Below are 19,354 nucleotides of genomic sequence, written 5' to 3'. Positions count from 1 at the left end.
AAATGAACATAAAGGAGCCGGGCAGGAATTTTCTGCCCGGTTCTGATTTTAGGAGGTAATGACCATGAGAGTAAAATTGTTAAAAGGGATTCTGACAGTCCTCTCTCTCATCTGTATCCTCTGCATTCCGGTTACGCCGATCTATGCGGAGTCTCAGGGGACAGATGGGACGGAAATGCAGGTCATGGAGCCTGAAAAACTGGAGATTCAGCTTGGTGCAGACTGGGCTGGAGTAGAGTTTCAGATGAAAACGGACTCCGGAATGTATCCCGGTACCATAGCAGTCGGCGATGACGGTGTTCTGAGAATGGAACTGGGCGGCAGCAAATCCTATGTGCTGACCTGTATGAATTCATCCGTATCTGCCCTGGAGGCAACGCAGGCCCCTGCCACAACAGAGGAAGCGCAAAAAGAGAGCAATGCGGACCAGGACAGCAATGGCTCAAATAGCGAGCAGTATGAAAAAGGCACAGTTGCCGGTATCCCGGTCCTTCATCTGGTTCTATTTGCAGGCGGCATGGTTTTGGCCGTCGGCAGCCTGGTCGCAATGCGGGTGGTGAAAAAACGCAGGGAAAGCGATGCAGAGTACGAGGATGAGGATGAATATGAGGATGATTAGTCCCAGACTGAGTCCAAAATGCACGAAAAGCCCTAAAGGAATAATTTTATATAAAAATTAAAATAAATATTCCTATAAGGCTTGACACGCAGATTTTTGTTTGCTATACTATAACCGTGGCAGGGGCTTGCGTTCAGGCTCTCGGTACGTTTGTGGTATAGCGTCAGACCTGATTCAAGGGAATCAGGGAACCGTTACGGATTCTGCGCATTGAGCGGATCCACAACAACGCAAGTCAATTGAATATTATGGCCGGAAGGCTGCTTAAATACTTACAGAGTCAATATGCTGGATGAGACATTGAAATTCCAGCGCCTTGGCTCTGTATGCTTTTTTGCAGACCTTCCGGCTTTTTCTTTTATCCAAACGGAGGTAAGACGATGAAAAAACAAAAAAAGAAAAGAAAGGGATTTCAGGCAGGTTCCATGCGCTGCCCTTATTGCGGCAGCCCGGTAATCTATAGAAGCGCTGATGGGATTTATCATGATAACAGTAAGAAAACAATGCTTTATGTGTGCAGTCACTATCCGGAATGTGATGCTTATGTAAGGGTCCATGCCGGAACTAATATCCCGGTGGGGAGTCTGGCCAATCATGAGCTTCGCACACTAAGGCGGACCGCACATCATTATTTTGACCAGCTGCACCAGTCTGGAATGATGAGCAAACAGGATGCCTATCAGTGGCTGGCGGATTTGATCTGTGCACCTTTATCGGAAGCGCACATTGGCTATTTGGGTGAGTATTACTGCAAGCAGGTCATTGAGGAGAGCCGCAGACTGATGGAACGATGGAAATTCGGAAAGAACAGGCGCCAATTTCGGGCATTAGAAGGGAGAGTGGCAGCTTCATAACATTGACAGAGAAAGAACGGGAAAAGGTTGAAAAGAACATTGGTCTGATACATAAGGTCATTCAGGATAAGCTGCAGCCTCCTTATCAGGTCGGTATGTATTCCTATGAGGATCTTTATCAGATTGGCTGCATCGGGCTCTGTAAAGCAGCATCAACAGACAAAGGCGGGACGTTCTCGACCTATGCCTACCGGTTGATTTGGCACCAAATCTGCGACGCCATGATTTATGCAACCAGGCGGCAGACGAAGGAGACTACCTGTGATGTGACGCCGTACATTGCTGCAGAACAGGAAGTCACAGAGGAACTGTCGGATTTCCGCATGGACATCAATCGGGCACTCGAACAGGCAAAGGCCGATGCGCCGTCTTCCACCTGTAAGGGTATAGAAGCCATTTGTATGATGTCAAAAGGATATACAAGCCGCGAGATCGGAGAAAGAATGAACGCTTCGGCAAAGCTGGTCTGTGCTTGGGTATCCAAGGCGCGGAAATATCTGAAGAGCCGGCCGGAGTTTGCACAGATTGCAGCTGCCTATCACCAGGAATGAAGACAGCCAGACATAAGGGATGCTGAGAACCTTGAGTGGTTTTTTCGGCATCCCGCTTTTTTTATTTTGGAGGCAAGTTATGAATAGACAAAAAAAGAATTTATGGAAATGGGCAATCCCGTTTTTCAGCATAGCCATTACTCTGATTCTATTCAAGGTTGTATTTTTGTTCGGTTATGTGCCTACAGAATCTATGGAGCCGACATTGAAAAAAGACAGTTATATCGTAGGAACCCGAATTTACTCCAGACTCGGAGTCGGTGACATCATTATTTTTCATCATGACGGGAAGCTGCTGGTCAAGCGTATTGCAGCGGAGGAAGGTGAACAGGTAGTGCATAACGGAGCCAGTCTGACAGTACCGGAGAAGAGTTATTATGTCCTTGGAGACAATGCGGAGCATTCACTGGATTCGAGGTACTGGGAAGATCCGTTTGTAAGGAATGAAGAAATTGTAGCGAAATTAATCTTCTATTGAAATATTGCACCACTGATATTTTCTGTAGGAGATATATCGGGCAGACAGGCGGTTAGAGCCTTATACTAAGCATAAGGCAGGCAGGAGAATGGAGCAGATGCAACGCATCAGATGTAAGACAAGAAGCTGTTCTGGTGGTATTTTACTGCAGGCCTAAATACCATTTCCTCTCTATTGAAGATGGGCGTAAATGCCATTCGTAAAAATACCGCTGCGGTGAATGTGAGTTCCCTGCAGCGGTGTTTTTTTATTCGCCGATGTAATCAATATCTATCCGAAAGCTGCCGGCTTCATAAAACAGGTCAAAAGCATAATCTCCAATTTGCAGACTTCCTTCTGTAACAGGGTAGAATTTCTTTTTTTCCGTATCATAAAGCACAGCTTCATCTACCAATTCATTTTCTACCGTATTTAAAATATCCTGAATACAGTCATCACAGTATAAGGATTTCATTTTGTGAAAGCTGACAATCCCACGTCCCCGATCCAAAGAAACGGAACTGGTACCCTGGCTTGGCTGCGCTCTGATGATGAGTTGTGCTTCGTTGATTTCATCATAACCGGAGATCAGCATCATGCCGATTTCTTTCTGTTCGGCTATGCTGTCGGCTTTATTATAGATATCCAGCCCATATGTTTCGCCGGTATTCAGGAAAACCAGACAGATACGATCCAGATAATCTGACCGTTCCAGACAGCAGCTATCCGCAGTGTTGGGAATATATGAAAGGAACTCCTTCATATCCCCTCTGTATTGACTGATCACCAAATCATGGCGGATGCTCTGCGCAATTTTGTCATACTCATCTTCTGTGGCTGTAGCCAGATAGGAGTATATCATATTATAAATTTCCAGCACATCTTCATTGTTCTTGTGTGAGATCCGTATATTGTTGATCCCGGTTGCAAACAGGCAGACCGTCAATGTAAGGATGCTGATGATAAATCCACCATAAAGCAGAGAGCGTTTATCATGCTGGCTTAAATGCCATTTTATCATGTTAAATTCATCATCCTCCCAATAGTCCAGCCATTTGTTTCTCAGTTTGTTCCAAATATTTTTCATATCCGTACCTCCATAAAACTATTGGCTAATATATTATAGTCTATCAGAATCTATTGTTAACAGCAATCATAATGTAGTCTGATAGTGTATATAATAGTGACTGATAGCTAATAGATGGGTGGGATTATGGAAAATAACGGATTAGGAAAACGTATTAATGCGGTAAGGAAAGACCGTGGCCTGACGGCAGACCGGCTTTCAGAGATGTGCAATATCAATGCGACTTATCTCCGGCAGATTGAGGGTAACGTGAAAATGCCGAGCTTGTCGGTATTCATAGATATTTGCCGGGCCTTGAAGATTTCGCCGGATTATCTTCTGCAGGATGAATTGCCGGAAAATGAGATTAGCAAAATCCGGGAGATAGAAGCACTTTGGAAAGATATTTCTCCCAGTAAACAGACGTTGGTACTTGCCATGATCAAAGCCGCGTTGGAGCATAGTGAATAGAAGGACAGCCAGCCGTCCCCGGCTGACTGTCCTTCTTCTCTTTTTTGAAAATTTGTATTTGGTTTAGTGAAAACGCATTATTGCAATGCCCCAAATAGGATTTACATATGAAAAAATAGAAAATGGAGCACGCAGGGATTCGCCACCACGCTTGCTCCGTTTTTTATTTTTCAGATAGCGCAGTGTAATGTTTGGCTGCGCCTATGGTGAAGTTTTGGTCATGCAGGTGATAAAAGGATAAATAAAGGACAATTCGAGAAAAGATTTAGGATTGAATAAGGGATAATAAAAAATAAAACAGCCAACCGGCGTGGCCACTTTACTTCTTACTGTTTAGTTCTTTCATAATGCCGAGGAGATGAGCCATAGACTTGGGATCCAATTTTTTTGCTTCTTCGATAAATTCCTGCAGAGTCTCCGGATAAGGGTTTCCTTCATCGAAGAATTCCTGCGGTGTTACGCCCAAATATTCGCAGATGTAAAAGAAGGATTGCATGGCCGGAAGTGACTTTTTATTTTCAATGTTATTGATGTAGTTGTTTGCTTGCCCCAACGACAATGACATGTCGCGTGCAGATACGCCCTTTTGTAATCGCAGTTTTGCCAGCCGTTCCGGGACAAAATCTTCATACATCGCCTTCACCTCCCATTCTATAATAGATTGTACCTCACACATTTGATTTATTCACAAAAAGAAAAGGGGTGTTTACGTTGACCTGAAAAAATAAATCTATTATAATTAGGTAAAATGAAAAAATATAACTATTGAACGAGGGAGATACAATGAAAGGAAAGACATGTTGTATTACCGGGCATAGGGATGTGCCTGATCAAGAGATTAACAGCATAAAGAAAGCTCTGAATAAGGAAATAAAAAAAGCAGTGAAGGACGGCTTCACTGTCTTTCTGTCTGGTTTTGCAGATGGTGTGGATCAATATTTTGCTGAAATTGTTTTGGAACTGCAGAAAGAAAACGGGAACTTAAAACTGATTGCAGTGCTTCCATACCGTAGCCGTGTGGAAGGCTTGAATCGCAGGGTACAAACAAGAGCTTTGCTAAGTGCCTGTACTGAGATGGTGGTAATTCAAGAGGAATATCAGCCCAACGTCTATTTGCAGCGCAATCGGTATTTGGTCGAGCATTCAGACCGTGTGATTGCTGTGTACGATGGGAGGGAGAAAGGCGGTACGGTGAAAACAATCCGTTTTGCACACCGCCTCCAGAAGGAACTGCGTGAAATTCCCGTAGGATTAAATTTGGACAAAAAAAGGATAAATCTTGGATGTGATCGTGTATAGTAGATACGGAGTTGCAGTCTAATCCATGATAAGATGAAATTTTTAAGAGTTAATCTATAGGCAAATCACTAAGTGCGGGTTTGCAGATTATTAAAAGAGATATGGGAAAGAAGGGAAAACAGATATGCTTGATAAAATGCCAAATATGGATGATATGACCGCTTTAATTGGGCAGTCTTTATATGACGTGTGGCAAAAGCTATGCGCTGCGATTGATGAAAAGTACGATATGGACCGCATTTGGAACAGCGGCGGCAAGGCATGGACCTATGAATACAAATACCGCAGAGGCGGAAAAACACTCTGCGCCCTATACGCAAGGGAGAACTGCATTGGTTTTATGGTAATACTGGGAAAGGACGAGCGGGAAAAATTTGAAGCCGGCCGAAGTGAGTATTCGGAAAGCGTCCAGAAGGTTTACGATGACTCAAAAACCTATCACGATGGGAAATGGCTGATGTTTGAGCCTGTTGACACATCTATGTTTGGAGATTTCATGCAGCTGTTGGCTGTTAAGAGAAGACCGAACAGGCAATAGAAGGTCGTGGAGGCGAAGATGGCAAAAAAGATAGACCCAAAACAAACAAAACGGGCAATGGCTTTTGAATTATGGATGGATGCGCCGAATCCGATGGTGACATTCTTTAAGATCTTGGATGTTACGCCGCTGATCAAAATAAATAAGAAAAGGAAGCTGAAGTTTAATATGCTTCTTGACTATTGCATTGGCAAGGCGGCTTCAGGCGTAAAGGAGTTTTATATTCTCCCCGTCGGCCATGAACTGGTTCAGTACGATTCCATTGCCGTGAATACTATTGTGAAGAACAAAGAAGGAGAAGTCAGCTCCTGCGATATTCTCTTCACGGAAGATCTGGCGAAGTTCAATCAGGATTACCTGAGATACACCATGCAGGTGGCTGACAGCTGCGAGAACCGGGACCTGACGGACAGTATGGTGATTGGCACATCAGCAATCATAGATACAGAGATTGATGGAGCAGTCGGTATGAACAGCGGTATTTATAATAACCCATTTATCATTTGGGGCAGATACAAAAAGAAGCTGTTCAGGTACTATCTGACGATATCCTTTCAGTTTCACCATACGCAGATGGATGGTGCTCATGCGGGCAAGTTCTTAGCAAACCTGCAAAATGAAATCAATGGATTGCAAGTAATTTATGGAGATAAAACATATGGCACGATACATGATGGAAAATGTAATGAGCAGCAGATTATTTAATTTTCTTTTGCTCTTTACAATTGTTGGAGAGTTCTTTCTCCCCTGGGTACTGGGACGATATTATAAAGGGTACAACAGTAAAACTAAGGTGATGAGCGTATTGGGCAGCCCGCAAAGTCCTGTTCGATTGATTTATAATGTATGGTTGATATGGCTTGGAACTTTTTTGCTATTTGTAGCGCTTGCTTACTATTTTTCTTCAAGAGCAGAGTTTCCAATTTTATCTATCTTAGTGCTTCTTTCGATTGGGATTTTTGCGGTTGGAGCAGGGGTTATTTCGGGCATGTTCAGTGTAAATGAAACTAAAGATATGGCTACTACTGCTTCAAAGATACATGGGGTAGGCGCCGCAATCGGTTTTATGCTGCTGATGTTTTTTCCTCTGTTAAGTGGAGTTATGCTATTCAAGCAAAATGATATTGTTGGAGGTATAGTGGACATTAGCTCATTTATCTTGTCACTTATTTTCTTTGTCTGTTTTGTGATGGGAGATAAGGAACAATTTCAAAACTCGGTATTAAAGTATGAGGGATTGTGGGAACGGCTAACTCTGTTTTTTATGTATGTTCCTTTTGTACACAAGGCAATCAATGGACTGTTGAACTGATAACTTCTCATTTGTTGGGAACTACACGAAGGGGAAAAGAGGTAGGAGGTAGTTAATATGATATCAGCAATTTATGAAAGGCGGAGCACAAGAAAATTTTTAACAAGAGACATATCGAAAAGTGATATGACAGATATTATCCAAAGCGGAATGAAAGCGCCTTCATCTAAAAACAGACAGCCCTGGAAGTATATTGTGGTACAGGGAGATGCAAAAGAAGAAATGTTAAGAGTTTTCCGTCAGGGAATTGTAAGGGAAGAAAATAAATGTGCGTTGCTACCTCAGAGCAAACGTTATATTGCCGCGGCGAAACATACTGTTGATGTAATAGAAGCAGCACCAACAATCGTTTTCGTTGTTAATTCATTAGGAAAAGATGAAATGGGAGAAATGACACCGGAAGAACACGTTTATGAGATCTGCAATATACAGTCCATCGGTGCTTCCATACAAAATATGCTTCTTGCCGCTACGGAAAAAGGAATAGGCAGCCTTTGGATATGTGACATCTATTTCGCATATTCGGAATTATGTGAATGGCTGAATAGAGAAGGACAACTTATTGCCGCTATTGCATTTGGTTATCCGGACGAATTTCCAGAAGAAAGACCTCGCAAGAGGATAGAAGAAATTGTCGAGTGGAGAAGTTAAGCGATATATTTGGTAAAACTTTATTATGATGAATAGAAAATAATGATCGGTGTTAAGGAGGAATATGTTTATGAGTGAAAAATTCCCGCAGGAAGCGAAAAAGATAATGAATGAAAGATTTGGGCATGATACTTTACTGTCACTTGCCACTACGGACCAAAACATTCCGTATGTGAGAACGGTGAATGCTTATTATGAGGATGGATGTTTTTATATCATCACATATGCTGCCTCCAACAAGATGAAGCAGATAGGTAATAATCCCATAGTAGCGGTGGCCGGCGAATGGTTCACTGCGCATGGCAAAGGGATAAACCTCGGGTGGTTCTGCAAAAAGGAAAATCATGAAATGGCCCAAAAGCTGAGAAAGGCATTCAGCGAATGGATTGATAACGGGCACAACAACTTTGACGATGAAAATACGATCATCTTATGTGTTCAATTAACAGAAGGGATTCTATTCTCTCATGGCACGAGGTATGACATAGATTTCTCTGATAACTGATGCCTGTGGAAATTAAAGATGGATGATTGGGTGAGGTGAAGAAAATGCTTAAAAAGATAAACAGCTTTATAAACATACTTATAGGAGGCTTCATTGGTGCATTTATCGGAGGAAGCATATTCAGATATCTTGACTACAAAAATTATCCTGAGCTGTTTGTTATGCAATCTGCACCATGGTATACCGGCATTCAAATTTCTGGCATAGCATTGATTGTAGTTTTAATAATTTGCGTGCTCATTAAAATCATAATTCGTAAGAAGATGAACCGATAAATCAACGAGTGTTAAGACAAGAGGAGGCGTAAAACCATTGAAGTTAAAAATCGTTGGAAGCAGCGGCATGTCAATCATTCCGAGTTCCTTCTGCAAATGTAAGATATGTCAGGAAGCCAGGGAAAAGGGCGGAAGGTATGAACGGTTAGGCCCAAGCTTGTATATTGATGATATAAAAATGCTTATAGATACACCGGAAGAAATCGCGGTAGCCTGCAACAGACAAAAAATATCCGAGGTAAAGCGCCTTTCGATTTCTCACAGTGATCCGGACCATGTCAAAGGGATGAGGATTGTTGAGAAAATAGGCTATGATTTCATTCAGGAGAAATGTATTCCTATTGGATTTTACGCCCTGCCGGAAGTGATAGAAGATATAAACCGGATGAACGGCGACTGCCTGAAATATTATGGGGATATTCTTCGGTGTATCTGCGTCAATGGGACATCGCACATAGAAATAGACAACATTGATATAGACCTGATCAATAATAATCCGGACAGGAATATCACCTTTTATGTTATAAGAGAGGGTGCGAAAAAGGTTATCTATGCCTGCTGCAATCCGAAACCCTTTGCGCATAATGACTTATATTTTGACGCAGATGTTTTGATTATCAGTTTGGTATCTGATGACGGCATATTAGGCGACGGGACAGAGCTGAAGGATGCACCGTTTAAAGATGAGATTTTCACCTTAGGCGAGGTGATAGAGCTGAAAAAATATTACAGGATCAAGAGGATTATCGTTACTCATATTGATGAAATATGGGGAAAATCATATGGCTATTACAGCGAACTGGAGAAGAAACTTGATCATATTTTCTTTGCCTATGATGGCATGGAAATTATTGTGTGAACTGAAAAACGCAGATAGCAGAATTGAACAGGAGGTGTTTCTGTGACGGAGTTAGAAAAATGTATGGCCGGCGAATTATATAATTGCCATGATGAAATTTTTCTGCAATATAAGAAACAGGCAAAAGAGCTGCTTGACATCTATAACAGACTGACCTATGACCAGAAAGAAGAGAAGAAAGGGATTTTACATAAGCTGTTCGGCGGGATTGGAACAAACGTGTCGGTAGGGGCGCCATTCCTGTGTGATTATGGGTGTAATATTATTACCGGCAGCAATGTGTCGATCAATATGAACTGCTCCTTTATCGACTGCAATCAGATAAAAATCGGAAATAACGTTATGATTGCTTCCAACGTGCAGATTTATACGGCAACGCATCCCGTGGAACTGGCAGAACGCCTGACACCAGACTGGACCCCGGAGAGCGGAAAGCACTTCTGCCAGGTATATGCGCTGCCGGTTGAAATCGGGGACGGATGCTGGATCGGCGGTGGCGTCATCATACTTCCCGGGATTAAAATCGGGGCTGGCAGTGTGATTGGAGCAGGAAGCGTTGTTACCCGAGATATCCCGCCAAATTGCGTGGCGGCCGGAAATCCATGCAGAGTGATACGCAGAATTAACGAGGAATCAGAGCATGATTAAATTGGTGGCATTTGACTTGGATGGGACAATCGGAGATACGATACCAATGTGTATAAAGGCGTTCAGACAGGCAGTATCCCCTTATGCAGGGCATTTGCTGACAGACAGGGAGATTATTGAAACCTTTGGATTGAACGAAATCGGAATGATAAAATCCATCGTTCCGGAGAATTGGGAGCAGGCGTTACGTGATTTCTATTCTCTATATGAGAAACTGCATTATGAGTGCTCCCAGCCTTATGAGGGCATCCGGGAGTTGATTGCTGCTCTGCGGGCAAAGGGACTTATCCTGGCGCTGATAACGGGAAAGGGCGAAAGAAGCTGCCGGATTACTTTGAATGAGTTTGGGATGGAACATGATTTTGATGAAATCCTGACGGGCAGCGAAAGTGAAAATGTTAAGGCGCAGTCATTGAGGATGCTGCTAAAGAAATATGATTTGCTTCCTGCACAATGTGTGTATATAGGGGATGCGGTATCAGATGTGTCAGAGGCAGGAAAAGCCGGAGTCGTATGCTTGTCTGCTTTGTGGGGAACAACTGCAAAGGCAGAAGAATTGAAAAGCATCAATGCCGATTATATCTTTGAAACGGTAGGAGAATTAAAAAATCACTTGATGAAAAATACAAACCAGAAACCGGAGGAGGCGCCAATACCATGAAAGGATTTAACCGACAAAATCAATTATTTTCCCTTTGCGGATTGAATTGTGGGCTTTGCCCCATGTTTTTGAATAAATATTGCCCAGGCTGCGGGGGCGGCGAGGGAAATCAGTCTTGCAAAATTGCAAGATGCAGCATGGAGCATAATGGTGTGGAATACTGCTTTCAGTGCGATGAATACCCTTGTCCAAAATATGAGCATATTGACGACTATGATTCTTTTATAACGCATGGAAACCGAAAAGCTGATATGAAAAAGGCCCATCAGATCGGAATGGAAGCCTATAACGCGGAGCAGGAAGAAAAGGCACGTATCCTGGACATTCTACTTGCCGGCTACAATGACGGGAGGAAAAAGACGCTATTCTGTGTGGCAGTCAATCTGCTGGATCTGCAAGACCTGCAGGCGGTACTCAGGCAAATTGAGAACAGAGCGGATTTGGATACACTGACGCTCAAGGAAAAAAGCGCTTTTGCCGCAGGACTGCTTCAGGAAGCGGCGGCAAAGAACAAAATTGAGTTGAAGTTGCGAAAGAAAAAGTGAGGGCTTCAATACTGCAATCATTTAATAAAGTATTGAAAAGGATAGAGAATATAGATAAATGAAAGTAATAAACGCCCCCTTTGCAGAAAAATAAGTGATGTTCTGCAAAGGGAATCAGATATTAAATATGGAGGTATGCTTGTAAATGGATAAATGGTTCACGATTGATCAGATTGATGAAGGTACATATATTATCAGCGAATACCGGCATTGGGAGGAGACGCATTGCTATCTGTTAAATGGCTCCAGCCGCAGCTTATTGATTGATACGGGTCTGGGAATCTGCAATATTTATGATGAAGTAATGAAGCTGACAAATAAGCCTGTTACGGCCGTTGCCACCCATATTCATTGGGATCATATTGGCGGCCATAAATATTTTCCGGACTTTTATGCCCATGCGGAAGAATTGAGCTGGCTGAACGGTGAGTTTCCGCTGACAATAGAAACAATCAGAGAGATGGTGGCAGACCGCTGCGATTTACCAGACGGTTACGATACAGGCACTTATGAGTTTTTCCAGGGGACGCCAACAAAGGTACTGGAGGATGGAGAGAACATAGAATTAGGTGGACGGAATATACAGGTATTGCATACCCCGGGCCATGCTCCGGGGCATATGTGTTTCTGGGAATCAGACAGAGGTTATCTGTTTACCGGAGACTTGGTTTACAAGGACACTTTATTTGCCTATTATCCGTCAACAGACCCGGACGCATACCTTGCTTCTCTTGAAAAGATTTCGGAGCTTCCAGTCAAAAAGGTTTTTCCTGCGCATCATAGTTTGGATATTCAGCCGGAGATTTTAAGCAGAATGAGAAATGCGTTCAGGCAGTTACGGGAAGATGGTAAATTACATCACGGCAGCGGTACATTTGACTATGGAGATTGGGCAGTATGGTTATAAAGAGAAGGAAGCAGTATAATTTCATTTAGTTGTGTGCTATACAAAAGGCTTTATCAAAAAAAAGAACAGAGAAAGAGGCTTGAAAGGAGCATTTATATGAAGTATGTATGTACAGTTATATCGGTAGCGGATATCAGCGCCGCAAGAAAGTTTTACGAGGAACTGTTCGGGCTAGAGGTCTATCAGGATTACGGAAAGAATATCGCTTTTGCCTGCGGTCTGGCATTACAGCAGGATTTTGACTGGCTGGTAAATATACCAAAGGAAAAAGTATTGAAGAAATCCAATAATGCAGAAGTGGTTTTTGAGGAGCAGGATTTCGATGGCTTCCTGAATAAGCTGAAAGAATACCCGGAGATTGAGTATCTGGGAGAAGTTATCGAACATAGCTGGGGGCAACGTGTAATCCGGTTCTACGATCTGGACGAACATCTCATAGAGGTTGGAGAGGATATGAAAATGGTGATAAAGCGTTTTCTGGATTCTGGCATGACGATGGAGGAAGTTTCTGTGAGAATGGACGTTTCCGTTGATGACTTAACAAAACTTCTGAATAGTTAATGTGTAGCGGGCATATAAACAAATACGAATTTACGGAGGTTTCGCATGAAAAATAAGGATATTGTAAAATATTTCTATGAAGTTATTATTTCGGATAATTTACTTGATGAAATCTCTAAATATATATCGGGGGATTGCGTTCAAAGGATTGGAGAAAAAGAAATGTTCATAGGAATAGACGGAATGAAAGAACACCTATTAGCATTGAAAAAAACTTATCCTGATTACACTATGAAAATTATCCGTCAATATGAAGTAGATGATTATGTTATTTCAGAATTTATTATGAAAGGCACTCATAAGGGAGAATTTCTCGGAATAACACCCACAAATAAGGTTTTGGAAATTACAGGGGTGGATATTGATAAAGTTATAGATGGAAAAATTGTAGAACATGGCGGTGCTACAAATACCTTTGAAACTTTTTTTGAACACCACTTAATTCAATCTGTATAAATCACAGTTTGTCAGCTTGTTAGGACAAGCATCATGTACAGCATATGTTAGCTGGAATGGCTGGGGATAAGCTTAGTTAGGAGATATTATGAAAGGATTTAACCGACAAAATCAATTATTTTCCCTTTGTGGCTTGAACTGTGGGCTTTGCCCCATGTATTTGAGTAAACACTGCCCCGGCTGCGGGGGCGGCGAGGGAAATCAGTCTTGTAAAATTGCAGGATGCAGCATGGAGCATGATGGAGTAGAATACTGCTTTCAGTGCGGCGAATACCCTTGCTCGAAATATGAGCATATTGACGACTATGATTCTTTTATAACACATGGAAATCAAAAGGCCGATATGAAAAAGGCTCATCAGATTGGAATGGAAGCCTATAACGCAGAGCAGGAAGAAAAAGCACGTATCTTGGACATTCTACTTGCCGGCTACAATGACGGGAGGAAAAAGACGCTGTTCTGTGTAGCAGTCAATCTGCTGGATCTGCAAGACCTGCAGGCGGTACTCAGGCAAATTGAGGACAGAGCTGATTTGGAAACGCTGACGCTTAAAGAAAAAAGTGCGTTTGCTGCATGGTTGCTGAAGGCGGCAGCAGCGAAGAACAATATTGAGTTGAAACTGCGAAAGAAAAAGTGAGAATTTGGATATAGCCATCATTCATTATGGGATGAAAATAGAGAACCGAAGTCGGAATATATCCGGTTCTTAGAAAGGACAGAAGAAGAGAGGTTTATTTTTGGTAAGAGAGTATCTACATATGAATGTTTATGATGCGTTTTTAGCACGAGCACATTTTCTCTTTGAGGAGTTTGATCATATTTATGTTTCCTTCTCCGGGGGAAAGGACAGCGGTCTGCTGCTCAATCTGGTTCTGGATTACCGGAATCAGCATTATCCGGAAAGAACCATTGGCGTTTTTCATCAGGATTTTGAGGCGCAGTATACGGTGACGACGGAGTATGTGGAACGCACCTTTGAGCGAATCAAGGATCAGGTTGAGCCTTATTGGGTTTGCCTGCCTATGGCCACCAGAACCGCATTAAGCAGCTACGAGATGTACTGGTATCCATGGGATGATACGAAGAAGGAACTTTGGGTTCGGGAGATGCCTCAAAAAGAATACGTCATCAACCTGGAAAATAACAAAATGACTACATACCGTTACCGGATGCACCAGGAGGACTTGGCAAAACAGTTCGGGCGCTGGTACCGGGACGCACATGACGGTGGAAAAACGGTATGCCTGCTTGGAATGCGGGCAGATGAATCCCTGCATCGTTACAGTGGATTTCTGAATAAAAAATACGGGTATAAGGATACCTGCTGGATCAGCAAGCAATTTAAAGATGTCTGGTGTGCCTCCCCTTTATATGACTGGTCTGCGGATGATGTATGGCACGCCACTTATTTATTTGATTACGACTATAACCGCCTGTATGATCTCTATTATATGGCTGGCTTGAAGCCCTCGCAGATGCGTGTGGCCTCCCCGTTTAACGACTATGCAAAGGACGCATTGAATCTGTATCGTGTCATAGACCCGGAGATTTGGTGCAGGCTTGTAGGACGTGTGCAGGGGGCGAATTTCGCTTCCATTTATGGAAAGACCAAAGCGATGGGCTACCGGAATATTACGTTGCCAGAAGGCCATACGTGGAAATCATATACAAAGTTTTTGCTGGATACGCTGCCGAAAAGACTGCGAAATAACTATGCGAAGAAATTTAATACCTCTATCCAGTTCTGGCATGGAACAGGCGGAGGATTGGATGAGTCTGTGATTGAGGAGCTTCAGGAGAAAGGGTATCAAATAAAACGAAACGGCGTCTCCAATTATACATTGAACCAAAAATCACGGATTGTATTTGTGGGTCCCATACCGGATCACACGGATGATATCAAATCCACAAAGGATATCCCCAGCTGGAAACGGATGTGTTACTGCATTTTAAAAAATGACCATATCTGCCGCTTCATGGGATTTGGGATGACACGGCAGCAGCAGAACCGACTGGATATCATACGCCGCAAATACAAAAGCATAGAGGAATTCGATTATGAAGTACAAAAGCCCAGTTTATAATGTGATGGCTGTCCCGATAGAGAAGGTACGGCCCAATAACTACAATCCCAATAAGGTTGCACCGCCTGAAATGAAATTGCTCTATGAGAGCATAAAAGAGGATGGATATACGATGCCGGTCGTATGCTACTATGTAAAAGCGCAGGATATTTATCTGATTGTGGACGGCTTCCATCGGTATCAGGTGATGATGGATCATCCGGATATTTATGAAAGGGAACAGGGATTGCTGCCGGTTTCCGTGATTGAGAAGCCGATTGACAAGCGGATGGCCAGTACCGTGCGTCATAACAGGGCACGCGGCTCTCACGATGTGGATTTGATGAGCAACATCGTAAAAGAGCTTCATGAATTTGGACGGTCCGATGCCTGGATCTCAAAACATTTGGGAATGGATAGAGATGAAATTTTGCGTCTCAAGCAGATCACAGGCCTTGCTGCGTTATTCAAAGATATAAAATTTGGAGAAGCGTGGCGCCCTGTAGAGGAAGAGGCAGCGAAAGAGTAAATAATATAGATGAATGAAAGTAGTTTATCAAAAATAAAGAACAGAAAAAGAGGCTTGAAAGGAGCATTTATATGAAGTATGTATGTACAGTTATATCGGTAGCGGATATCAGCGCCGCAAGAAAGTTTTATGAGGAACTGTTCGGGTTAGAAGTCTATCAGGATTACGGAAGGAATATTGCTTTTACCTGCGGTCTGGCATTACAGCAGGATTTTGACTGGCTGGTAAGTATACCAAAAGAAAAGGTATTGAAGAAATCCAACAATGCGGAAATCGTCTTTGAGGAGCAGGATTTTGATGGTTTCCTGAATAAGCTGAAAGCATACTCGGAGATTGAGTATCTGGGAGAAGTCATTGAGCATAGCTGGGGACAACGTGTGATCCGGTTCTACGATCTGGATGAACATCTCATAGAGGTTGGAGAGGATATGCAGATGGTAGTAAAGCGGTTTTTTGCTTCTGGAATGACTATGGAAGAGGTATCTGCAAAAATGGACGTATCCATTGAGGACTTAACAAAACTTCTTAATAGTTAATTTGCAGCGGGCATATAAACAAATTAAGATTTACCGAAAGGAGTAGAAAACTATGAAAATGCCAGAAAAAATTGATATAAGTATGTTTGCTCCATGTGGAATGAATTGTAAAGTTTGTTATAAGCACTGTTACCATAAAAAACCTTGTGCTGGGTGCTTGAATAGTGATAAAGGGAAACCTGAACATTGTCGTAAATGTAAAATAAAGGACTGTATCAAAGAAAAAGCGTTATCCCATTGTTTTGAATGTGCTGAATATCCATGTGAGTTGATTAAAAACCTTGAAAAATGCTATGACAAACGGTATCAAGCAAGTCTTATAGAAAACAGCCGTTTTGTTCAAGAACAAGATTTGGAGCATTTCATGGAACAGCAAAAAATAAAATATACTTGTTCTAAATGTGGTGGAATTATTTCTATTCACGATAGAGAATGTAGCGAGTGTCAAGAAAAAATGAAATAGCAAAATCCAAGTTTATAGAACAGAGAAAATTGTAAGTTATGAAAAGAAAATGTAAGACGGGTACGCAGCCACTATTGAATCAGAGAGGATTAAGATTATGATTACGGATTCATTTGACAACAAAACTGAGCCTATATTCACGCTGGAGGATTTTTATGGGGAGAGAAAAAAGATCCTCGATATCTGCATTATCATTTTTTCCAAAGAGATTTACGAGACTGTTCTCACCACATATATTTGCACAAAGATCGCAGAAATCAATGCACCGAACGGGGTTGTTCCGATTTATAAATTCAGCTCTGAAGGAAAGGAAATTGCTTTTTATTTATCTGCAATCGGTTCTACCGGAACCTCTGAGTATTGTATCGAGTCAAACTGGCTGACTGGTGCTGAGAAGTTTATCATGTTTGGCTCGGCGGGAAGTCTCGATAAAGAAAAAACGCAGGTGAGATTCGTTATTCCGACAGAAGCCTACAGAGACGAAGGAATTTCCTATCATTATGCACCGCCAACTGATTACATCAAGATGAAAAATCACGAAAAGCTCGCTGCTATTTTTGATGAGCTGCACTTCCCATATGTGAAAGGAAGGGTATGGACTACAGATGCGTTTTTGCGTGAAACAGCAGGGCAGGTTGCTAAGAGGCAAGAGGAAGGCTGCATCGCGGTAGACATGGAACTGGCAGGAGTGCAGTCTGTTTGTGATTTCTACGGTTTTGATTTATATGATTTTCTGGTGACGGGGGATGTGTTATCGGAAGATAAGTACGAGATGGAAAGATTTAATGATGCCAATCATAATTTGGACAAATTTTATATCGCTTTAGAGATAGCGAAACGAATTTAATCCGAGAATCCATTTGAAGATATGGAGGTGACTGAGGCTATGAAAGATATGATTGCATATTGCGGACTGAACTGCGAAAAATGTGACGCATACATTGCAACAATCAACAATGATCAAACATTGCGTGAAAAAACTGCAAAATTATGGGCAGAGTTAAATAATGCCCCTATTCTCCCTGAACATATTAACTGCCAGGGCTGCCGCGTTGAGGGGAGTAAAACGGTATTTTGTGACAGTCTGTGTGGTATTCGTAAGTGTGCGCTGAAGAAGGGCGTTGCAACATGTGGTGACTGCTCCGATATAGAAGAATGTAAAACTCTTGGAACAATTATCCTGAATGACCCGGAAGCTTTGAAAAATCTAAAAGAATAACCCGGGTTTAGAAATAACAAAATTCAGGTTTGTCGGTAAGTAACACAACAGAGATCTGGATGGGCATCTCATAGAGGTTGGTGAGGATATGAAAATGGTGGTCAGACGTTTTTTGAATACCGGCATGACGATGGAAGAAGTGTCGGAAAGAATGAATGTTCCCATCGGGGATTTAGAAAGGCTGCTGAACAGCTGAATGTGAAATAAAATCAGAAGTTGGAGGAAAGTGTATCTATGGCAAATAAATATAAAGTAATTGATGAAAAAACATGGGATAGGGCAATGCACTGTATGATTTTTAGAGACATTGTTGAACCAGCATTTTGCGTAACCTTTGAAGCAGATATTACAAGATTTAGGCGCATGGTAGAGGGGCAAGGACTTTCTTTTACATTGGCAATGGTACATGCAGTTTGCAAATGTGCAAATGAAATAGAGGCGTTTCGTTATCGGTTTGTTGACGGACAGATTGTTTTGTTTGAAAAGATAGATACTGCATTTACATATCTTAATCAGGAAACGGAATTGTTCAAGGTAGTCAATGTACCTATGATAGATGATCTGAAAGAATATTGTGAATTGGCAACAAAAGTGGCAAATGAACAGAAAGAGTATTTTACGGGACCTTTAGGAAATGATGTGTTTCAATGTTCTCCCATGCCGTGGGTAACATATACGCATATTTCCCACACTAATTCGGGTAAAAAAGATAATGCAACACCGCTTTTTGATTGGGGAAAATATTATGAGAAAGACGGAAAGGTTTTGATTCCAATTTCTGTGCAGGCACATCATTCTTTTGTAGATGGTTTGCATATCGGACAGTTTGTGGAAAAATTGCAAAAATTGTTGAACGAATGGTGATCAGGAGTTAGGAGATGCAATAATGAAAAAGATTACAACTTTTTTTAGTGCTATGTTACTTATTATATCATTGTCTGCTTGTTCATCAGACTTTGATGGAAGCAGAACAGGAAACGACACTCAACTAATTATGGAATATACAGAATTTAATACTACCGACACTCAAGATTTGGTTGTTGAAGCCGGAGATATTATTCATGCAGAAATTGTGGTTGAGGATGGCCATTTATCATATAAAATTCAGAAAGATGACGAGGAACCTATCGCTGAAAGTGAAGGTATTTTCTTTTCGGTAGAATATGATTTTGATGTAGAAGAAAGCGGAACATATACAGTAACTGTAACAGGAGAAAACGCAAAAGGGAGTGTAAAATTCGTAGTTGAGAGTGCCGAGTAATAATTGGCGTAAATTAACAAATATAGGTTTGCCGGTAAGTAACATCAG

At 41.9% G+C, this 19,354-nt stretch carries 30 protein-coding genes and 1 pseudogene; 29 read left to right on the top strand and 2 right to left on the bottom strand.

From position 1 onward, the window contains the following. The first annotated feature begins 64 nt into the window (after positions 1-64). The 4 genes from LC508_RS18830 (at position 65) to LC508_RS18815 (ending at position 2,502) form a co-directional block, all read left to right on the top strand. Positions 65-619: a hypothetical protein gene (locus tag LC508_RS18830; RefSeq protein WP_028527772.1), complete on the top strand. Its 555-nt coding sequence runs from the start codon at positions 65-67 to the stop codon at positions 617-619. A gap of 380 nt (positions 620-999) precedes the next feature. Further along, positions 1,000-1,473, top strand: a complete 474-nt coding sequence (locus LC508_RS18825) for a DUF3268 family zinc-finger domain-containing protein (protein WP_049898046.1) — start codon at positions 1,000-1,002, stop codon at positions 1,471-1,473. A gap of 2 nt (positions 1,474-1,475) precedes the next feature. After that, entirely contained in the window at positions 1,476-2,024 is a 549-nt protein-coding gene (locus LC508_RS18820; RefSeq protein ID WP_049898047.1) for a sigma-70 family RNA polymerase sigma factor, read from the top strand. A 79-nt stretch (positions 2,025-2,103) separates the two neighbouring features. Next, positions 2,104-2,502 (top strand): S26 family signal peptidase, encoded by a 399-nt coding sequence (locus tag LC508_RS18815; RefSeq protein WP_028527773.1) that lies wholly within the window; start codon positions 2,104-2,106, stop codon positions 2,500-2,502. 247 nt (positions 2,503-2,749) lie between these two features. On the opposite strand, the gene LC508_RS18810 is transcribed toward LC508_RS18815, so the two are convergent. After that, entirely contained in the window at positions 2,750-3,568 is an 819-nt protein-coding gene (locus LC508_RS18810) for a hypothetical protein (RefSeq protein WP_028527774.1), read from the bottom strand. Between the two features lie 126 nt (positions 3,569-3,694). On the opposite strand from LC508_RS18810, the gene LC508_RS18805 reads away from it, so the two are divergent. Further along, positions 3,695-4,018: a helix-turn-helix domain-containing protein gene (locus LC508_RS18805; protein ID WP_042959805.1), complete on the top strand. Its 324-nt coding sequence runs from the start codon at positions 3,695-3,697 to the stop codon at positions 4,016-4,018. A gap of 319 nt (positions 4,019-4,337) precedes the next feature. On the opposite strand, the gene LC508_RS18800 is transcribed toward LC508_RS18805, so the two are convergent. After that, complete coding sequence (locus tag LC508_RS18800; protein ID WP_023043216.1) at positions 4,338-4,652, bottom strand: helix-turn-helix domain-containing protein; 315 nt, start codon at positions 4,650-4,652, stop codon at positions 4,338-4,340. 149 nt (positions 4,653-4,801) lie between these two features. Between LC508_RS18800 and LC508_RS18795 the strand changes: the two genes are divergently transcribed. The 24 genes and pseudogenes from LC508_RS18795 to LC508_RS18680 all read left to right on the top strand — a co-directional run bounded on the left by LC508_RS18795 (position 4,802) and on the right by LC508_RS18680 (position 19,306). Further along, positions 4,802-5,317, top strand: a complete 516-nt coding sequence (locus LC508_RS18795) for an SLOG family protein (protein WP_028527777.1) — start codon at positions 4,802-4,804, stop codon at positions 5,315-5,317. Between the two features lie 124 nt (positions 5,318-5,441). Then, positions 5,442-5,855, top strand: coding sequence for a DUF3788 domain-containing protein (locus LC508_RS18790; RefSeq protein ID WP_028527778.1), 414 nt, complete (start codon positions 5,442-5,444; stop codon positions 5,853-5,855). An 18-nt stretch (positions 5,856-5,873) separates the two neighbouring features. Then, a complete protein-coding gene (locus tag LC508_RS18785) occupies positions 5,874-6,560 on the top strand; it encodes a CatA-like O-acetyltransferase, family 2 (protein WP_103732354.1) in 687 nt (228 codons plus the stop codon). Further along, entirely contained in the window at positions 6,514-7,167 is a 654-nt protein-coding gene (locus LC508_RS18780; RefSeq protein WP_158587317.1) for a DUF998 domain-containing protein, read from the top strand. Before LC508_RS18785 ends, LC508_RS18780 begins: the two co-directional genes overlap by 47 nt. 57 nt (positions 7,168-7,224) lie before the next feature. After that, positions 7,225-7,818, top strand: a complete 594-nt coding sequence (locus tag LC508_RS18775; RefSeq protein ID WP_103732352.1) for a nitroreductase family protein — start codon at positions 7,225-7,227, stop codon at positions 7,816-7,818. Between the two features lie 70 nt (positions 7,819-7,888). Further along, positions 7,889-8,323: a pyridoxamine 5'-phosphate oxidase family protein gene (locus LC508_RS18770; protein WP_103732351.1), complete on the top strand. Its 435-nt coding sequence runs from the start codon at positions 7,889-7,891 to the stop codon at positions 8,321-8,323. 44 nt (positions 8,324-8,367) lie between these two features. Beyond that, positions 8,368-8,598, top strand: a complete 231-nt coding sequence (locus LC508_RS18765; protein WP_028527781.1) for a hypothetical protein — start codon at positions 8,368-8,370, stop codon at positions 8,596-8,598. Positions 8,599-8,635: 37 nt separating this feature from the next. Next, entirely contained in the window at positions 8,636-9,457 is an 822-nt protein-coding gene (locus tag LC508_RS18760) for an MBL fold metallo-hydrolase (protein WP_028527782.1), read from the top strand. Between the two features lie 42 nt (positions 9,458-9,499). Beyond that, complete coding sequence (locus LC508_RS18755) at positions 9,500-10,105, top strand: sugar O-acetyltransferase (protein ID WP_028527783.1); 606 nt, start codon at positions 9,500-9,502, stop codon at positions 10,103-10,105. Beyond that, the gene (locus LC508_RS18750; protein WP_044983024.1) at positions 10,098-10,766 is read left to right on the top strand and encodes an HAD family hydrolase; all 669 of its coding nucleotides are present in this window, start codon (positions 10,098-10,100) and stop codon (positions 10,764-10,766) included. The genes LC508_RS18755 and LC508_RS18750 overlap by 8 nt, the downstream gene beginning before the upstream one ends. Beyond that, entirely contained in the window at positions 10,763-11,311 is a 549-nt protein-coding gene (locus LC508_RS18745; protein WP_028527784.1) for a DUF3795 domain-containing protein, read from the top strand. The genes LC508_RS18750 and LC508_RS18745 overlap by 4 nt, the downstream gene beginning before the upstream one ends. Positions 11,312-11,456: 145 nt before the next feature. Next, positions 11,457-12,218, top strand: a complete 762-nt coding sequence (locus LC508_RS18740; protein WP_054351645.1) for an MBL fold metallo-hydrolase — start codon at positions 11,457-11,459, stop codon at positions 12,216-12,218. A gap of 96 nt (positions 12,219-12,314) precedes the next feature. Next, entirely contained in the window at positions 12,315-12,779 is a 465-nt protein-coding gene (locus tag LC508_RS18735) for a VOC family protein (protein WP_054351657.1), read from the top strand. Between the two features lie 45 nt (positions 12,780-12,824). Further along, positions 12,825-13,235 (top strand): ester cyclase, encoded by a 411-nt coding sequence (locus LC508_RS18730; protein WP_054351646.1) that lies wholly within the window; start codon positions 12,825-12,827, stop codon positions 13,233-13,235. Positions 13,236-13,323: 88 nt separating this feature from the next. After that, the gene (locus LC508_RS18725) at positions 13,324-13,872 is read left to right on the top strand and encodes a DUF3795 domain-containing protein (protein WP_028530332.1); all 549 of its coding nucleotides are present in this window, start codon (positions 13,324-13,326) and stop codon (positions 13,870-13,872) included. A gap of 121 nt (positions 13,873-13,993) precedes the next feature. Then, positions 13,994-15,319 carry a phosphoadenosine phosphosulfate reductase gene (locus tag LC508_RS18720; RefSeq protein ID WP_330425222.1) on the top strand — a complete coding sequence of 442 codons (1,326 nt, stop codon included), beginning with the start codon at positions 13,994-13,996 and terminating at the stop codon, positions 15,317-15,319. Beyond that, on the top strand, positions 15,294-15,827 hold the full coding sequence (locus tag LC508_RS18715; protein WP_103733196.1) for an IbrB-like domain-containing protein: 534 nt from the start codon (positions 15,294-15,296) through the stop codon (positions 15,825-15,827). The genes LC508_RS18720 and LC508_RS18715 overlap by 26 nt, the downstream gene beginning before the upstream one ends. Positions 15,828-15,898: 71 nt before the next feature. Beyond that, a complete protein-coding gene (locus tag LC508_RS18710; protein WP_118594077.1) occupies positions 15,899-16,363 on the top strand; it encodes a VOC family protein in 465 nt (154 codons plus the stop codon). 52 nt (positions 16,364-16,415) lie between these two features. Further along, positions 16,416-16,826, top strand: coding sequence for a DUF3795 domain-containing protein (locus LC508_RS18705; protein WP_103732149.1), 411 nt, complete (start codon positions 16,416-16,418; stop codon positions 16,824-16,826). Between the two features lie 97 nt (positions 16,827-16,923). Beyond that, positions 16,924-17,673: a nucleoside phosphorylase gene (locus tag LC508_RS18700; RefSeq protein WP_103732150.1), complete on the top strand. Its 750-nt coding sequence runs from the start codon at positions 16,924-16,926 to the stop codon at positions 17,671-17,673. 39 nt (positions 17,674-17,712) lie between these two features. Further along, positions 17,713-18,045 (top strand): DUF3795 domain-containing protein, encoded by a 333-nt coding sequence (locus LC508_RS18695; protein ID WP_054351647.1) that lies wholly within the window; start codon positions 17,713-17,715, stop codon positions 18,043-18,045. 52 nt (positions 18,046-18,097) lie between these two features. Continuing rightward, a pseudogene (locus LC508_RS28630) lies at positions 18,098-18,241 on the top strand (glyoxalase); the annotation flags it as partial. 38 nt (positions 18,242-18,279) lie between these two features. Continuing rightward, complete coding sequence (locus LC508_RS18685) at positions 18,280-18,909, top strand: CatA-like O-acetyltransferase (protein WP_103732151.1); 630 nt, start codon at positions 18,280-18,282, stop codon at positions 18,907-18,909. A gap of 22 nt (positions 18,910-18,931) precedes the next feature. Beyond that, positions 18,932-19,306, top strand: coding sequence for a hypothetical protein (locus tag LC508_RS18680; RefSeq protein WP_103732152.1), 375 nt, complete (start codon positions 18,932-18,934; stop codon positions 19,304-19,306). Positions 19,307-19,354: the final 48 nt, after the last annotated feature.

Origin of the sequence: Blautia parvula (genome assembly GCF_020215665.1) — a bacterium.
GTDB lineage: Bacteria > Bacillota > Clostridia > Lachnospirales > Lachnospiraceae > Blautia > Blautia celeris.
Note: the sequence above shows the minus strand (reverse complement) of the source record. Positions and strands in the feature narration are given on the sequence as shown.

What these genes read in the sequence shown, in the direction of transcription:
- LC508_RS18830 (WP_028527772.1), top strand. Translation starts at nt 65, where the DNA reads ATGAGAGTAAAATTGTTAAAAGGGATTCTGACAGTCCTCTCTCTCATC.
- LC508_RS18825 (WP_049898046.1), top strand. Translation starts at nt 1,000, where the DNA reads ATGAAAAAACAAAAAAAGAAAAGAAAGGGATTTCAGGCAGGTTCCATG.
- LC508_RS18815 (WP_028527773.1), top strand. Translation starts at nt 2,104, where the DNA reads ATGAATAGACAAAAAAAGAATTTATGGAAATGGGCAATCCCGTTTTTC.
- LC508_RS18810 (WP_028527774.1), bottom strand. Translation starts at nt 3,568, where the DNA reads ATGAAAAATATTTGGAACAAACTGAGAAACAAATGGCTGGACTATTGG.
- LC508_RS18805 (WP_042959805.1), top strand. Translation starts at nt 3,695, where the DNA reads ATGGAAAATAACGGATTAGGAAAACGTATTAATGCGGTAAGGAAAGAC.
- LC508_RS18800 (WP_023043216.1), bottom strand. Translation starts at nt 4,652, where the DNA reads ATGTATGAAGATTTTGTCCCGGAACGGCTGGCAAAACTGCGATTACAA.
- LC508_RS18795 (WP_028527777.1), top strand. Translation starts at nt 4,802, where the DNA reads ATGAAAGGAAAGACATGTTGTATTACCGGGCATAGGGATGTGCCTGAT.
- LC508_RS18790 (WP_028527778.1), top strand. Translation starts at nt 5,442, where the DNA reads ATGCTTGATAAAATGCCAAATATGGATGATATGACCGCTTTAATTGGG.
- LC508_RS18785 (WP_103732354.1), top strand. Translation starts at nt 5,874, where the DNA reads ATGGCAAAAAAGATAGACCCAAAACAAACAAAACGGGCAATGGCTTTT.
- LC508_RS18780 (WP_158587317.1), top strand. Translation starts at nt 6,514, where the DNA reads ATGGCACGATACATGATGGAAAATGTAATGAGCAGCAGATTATTTAAT.
- LC508_RS18775 (WP_103732352.1), top strand. Translation starts at nt 7,225, where the DNA reads ATGATATCAGCAATTTATGAAAGGCGGAGCACAAGAAAATTTTTAACA.
- LC508_RS18770 (WP_103732351.1), top strand. Translation starts at nt 7,889, where the DNA reads ATGAGTGAAAAATTCCCGCAGGAAGCGAAAAAGATAATGAATGAAAGA.
- LC508_RS18765 (WP_028527781.1), top strand. Translation starts at nt 8,368, where the DNA reads ATGCTTAAAAAGATAAACAGCTTTATAAACATACTTATAGGAGGCTTC.
- LC508_RS18750 (WP_044983024.1), top strand. Translation starts at nt 10,098, where the DNA reads ATGATTAAATTGGTGGCATTTGACTTGGATGGGACAATCGGAGATACG.
- LC508_RS18745 (WP_028527784.1), top strand. Translation starts at nt 10,763, where the DNA reads ATGAAAGGATTTAACCGACAAAATCAATTATTTTCCCTTTGCGGATTG.
- LC508_RS18740 (WP_054351645.1), top strand. Translation starts at nt 11,457, where the DNA reads ATGGATAAATGGTTCACGATTGATCAGATTGATGAAGGTACATATATT.
- LC508_RS18735 (WP_054351657.1), top strand. Translation starts at nt 12,315, where the DNA reads ATGAAGTATGTATGTACAGTTATATCGGTAGCGGATATCAGCGCCGCA.
- LC508_RS18730 (WP_054351646.1), top strand. Translation starts at nt 12,825, where the DNA reads ATGAAAAATAAGGATATTGTAAAATATTTCTATGAAGTTATTATTTCG.
- LC508_RS18725 (WP_028530332.1), top strand. Translation starts at nt 13,324, where the DNA reads ATGAAAGGATTTAACCGACAAAATCAATTATTTTCCCTTTGTGGCTTG.
- LC508_RS18720 (WP_330425222.1), top strand. Translation starts at nt 13,994, where the DNA reads ATGAATGTTTATGATGCGTTTTTAGCACGAGCACATTTTCTCTTTGAG.
- LC508_RS18715 (WP_103733196.1), top strand. Translation starts at nt 15,294, where the DNA reads ATGAAGTACAAAAGCCCAGTTTATAATGTGATGGCTGTCCCGATAGAG.
- LC508_RS18710 (WP_118594077.1), top strand. Translation starts at nt 15,899, where the DNA reads ATGAAGTATGTATGTACAGTTATATCGGTAGCGGATATCAGCGCCGCA.
- LC508_RS18705 (WP_103732149.1), top strand. Translation starts at nt 16,416, where the DNA reads ATGAAAATGCCAGAAAAAATTGATATAAGTATGTTTGCTCCATGTGGA.
- LC508_RS18700 (WP_103732150.1), top strand. Translation starts at nt 16,924, where the DNA reads ATGATTACGGATTCATTTGACAACAAAACTGAGCCTATATTCACGCTG.
- LC508_RS18695 (WP_054351647.1), top strand. Translation starts at nt 17,713, where the DNA reads ATGAAAGATATGATTGCATATTGCGGACTGAACTGCGAAAAATGTGAC.
- LC508_RS18685 (WP_103732151.1), top strand. Translation starts at nt 18,280, where the DNA reads ATGGCAAATAAATATAAAGTAATTGATGAAAAAACATGGGATAGGGCA.
- LC508_RS18680 (WP_103732152.1), top strand. Translation starts at nt 18,932, where the DNA reads ATGAAAAAGATTACAACTTTTTTTAGTGCTATGTTACTTATTATATCA.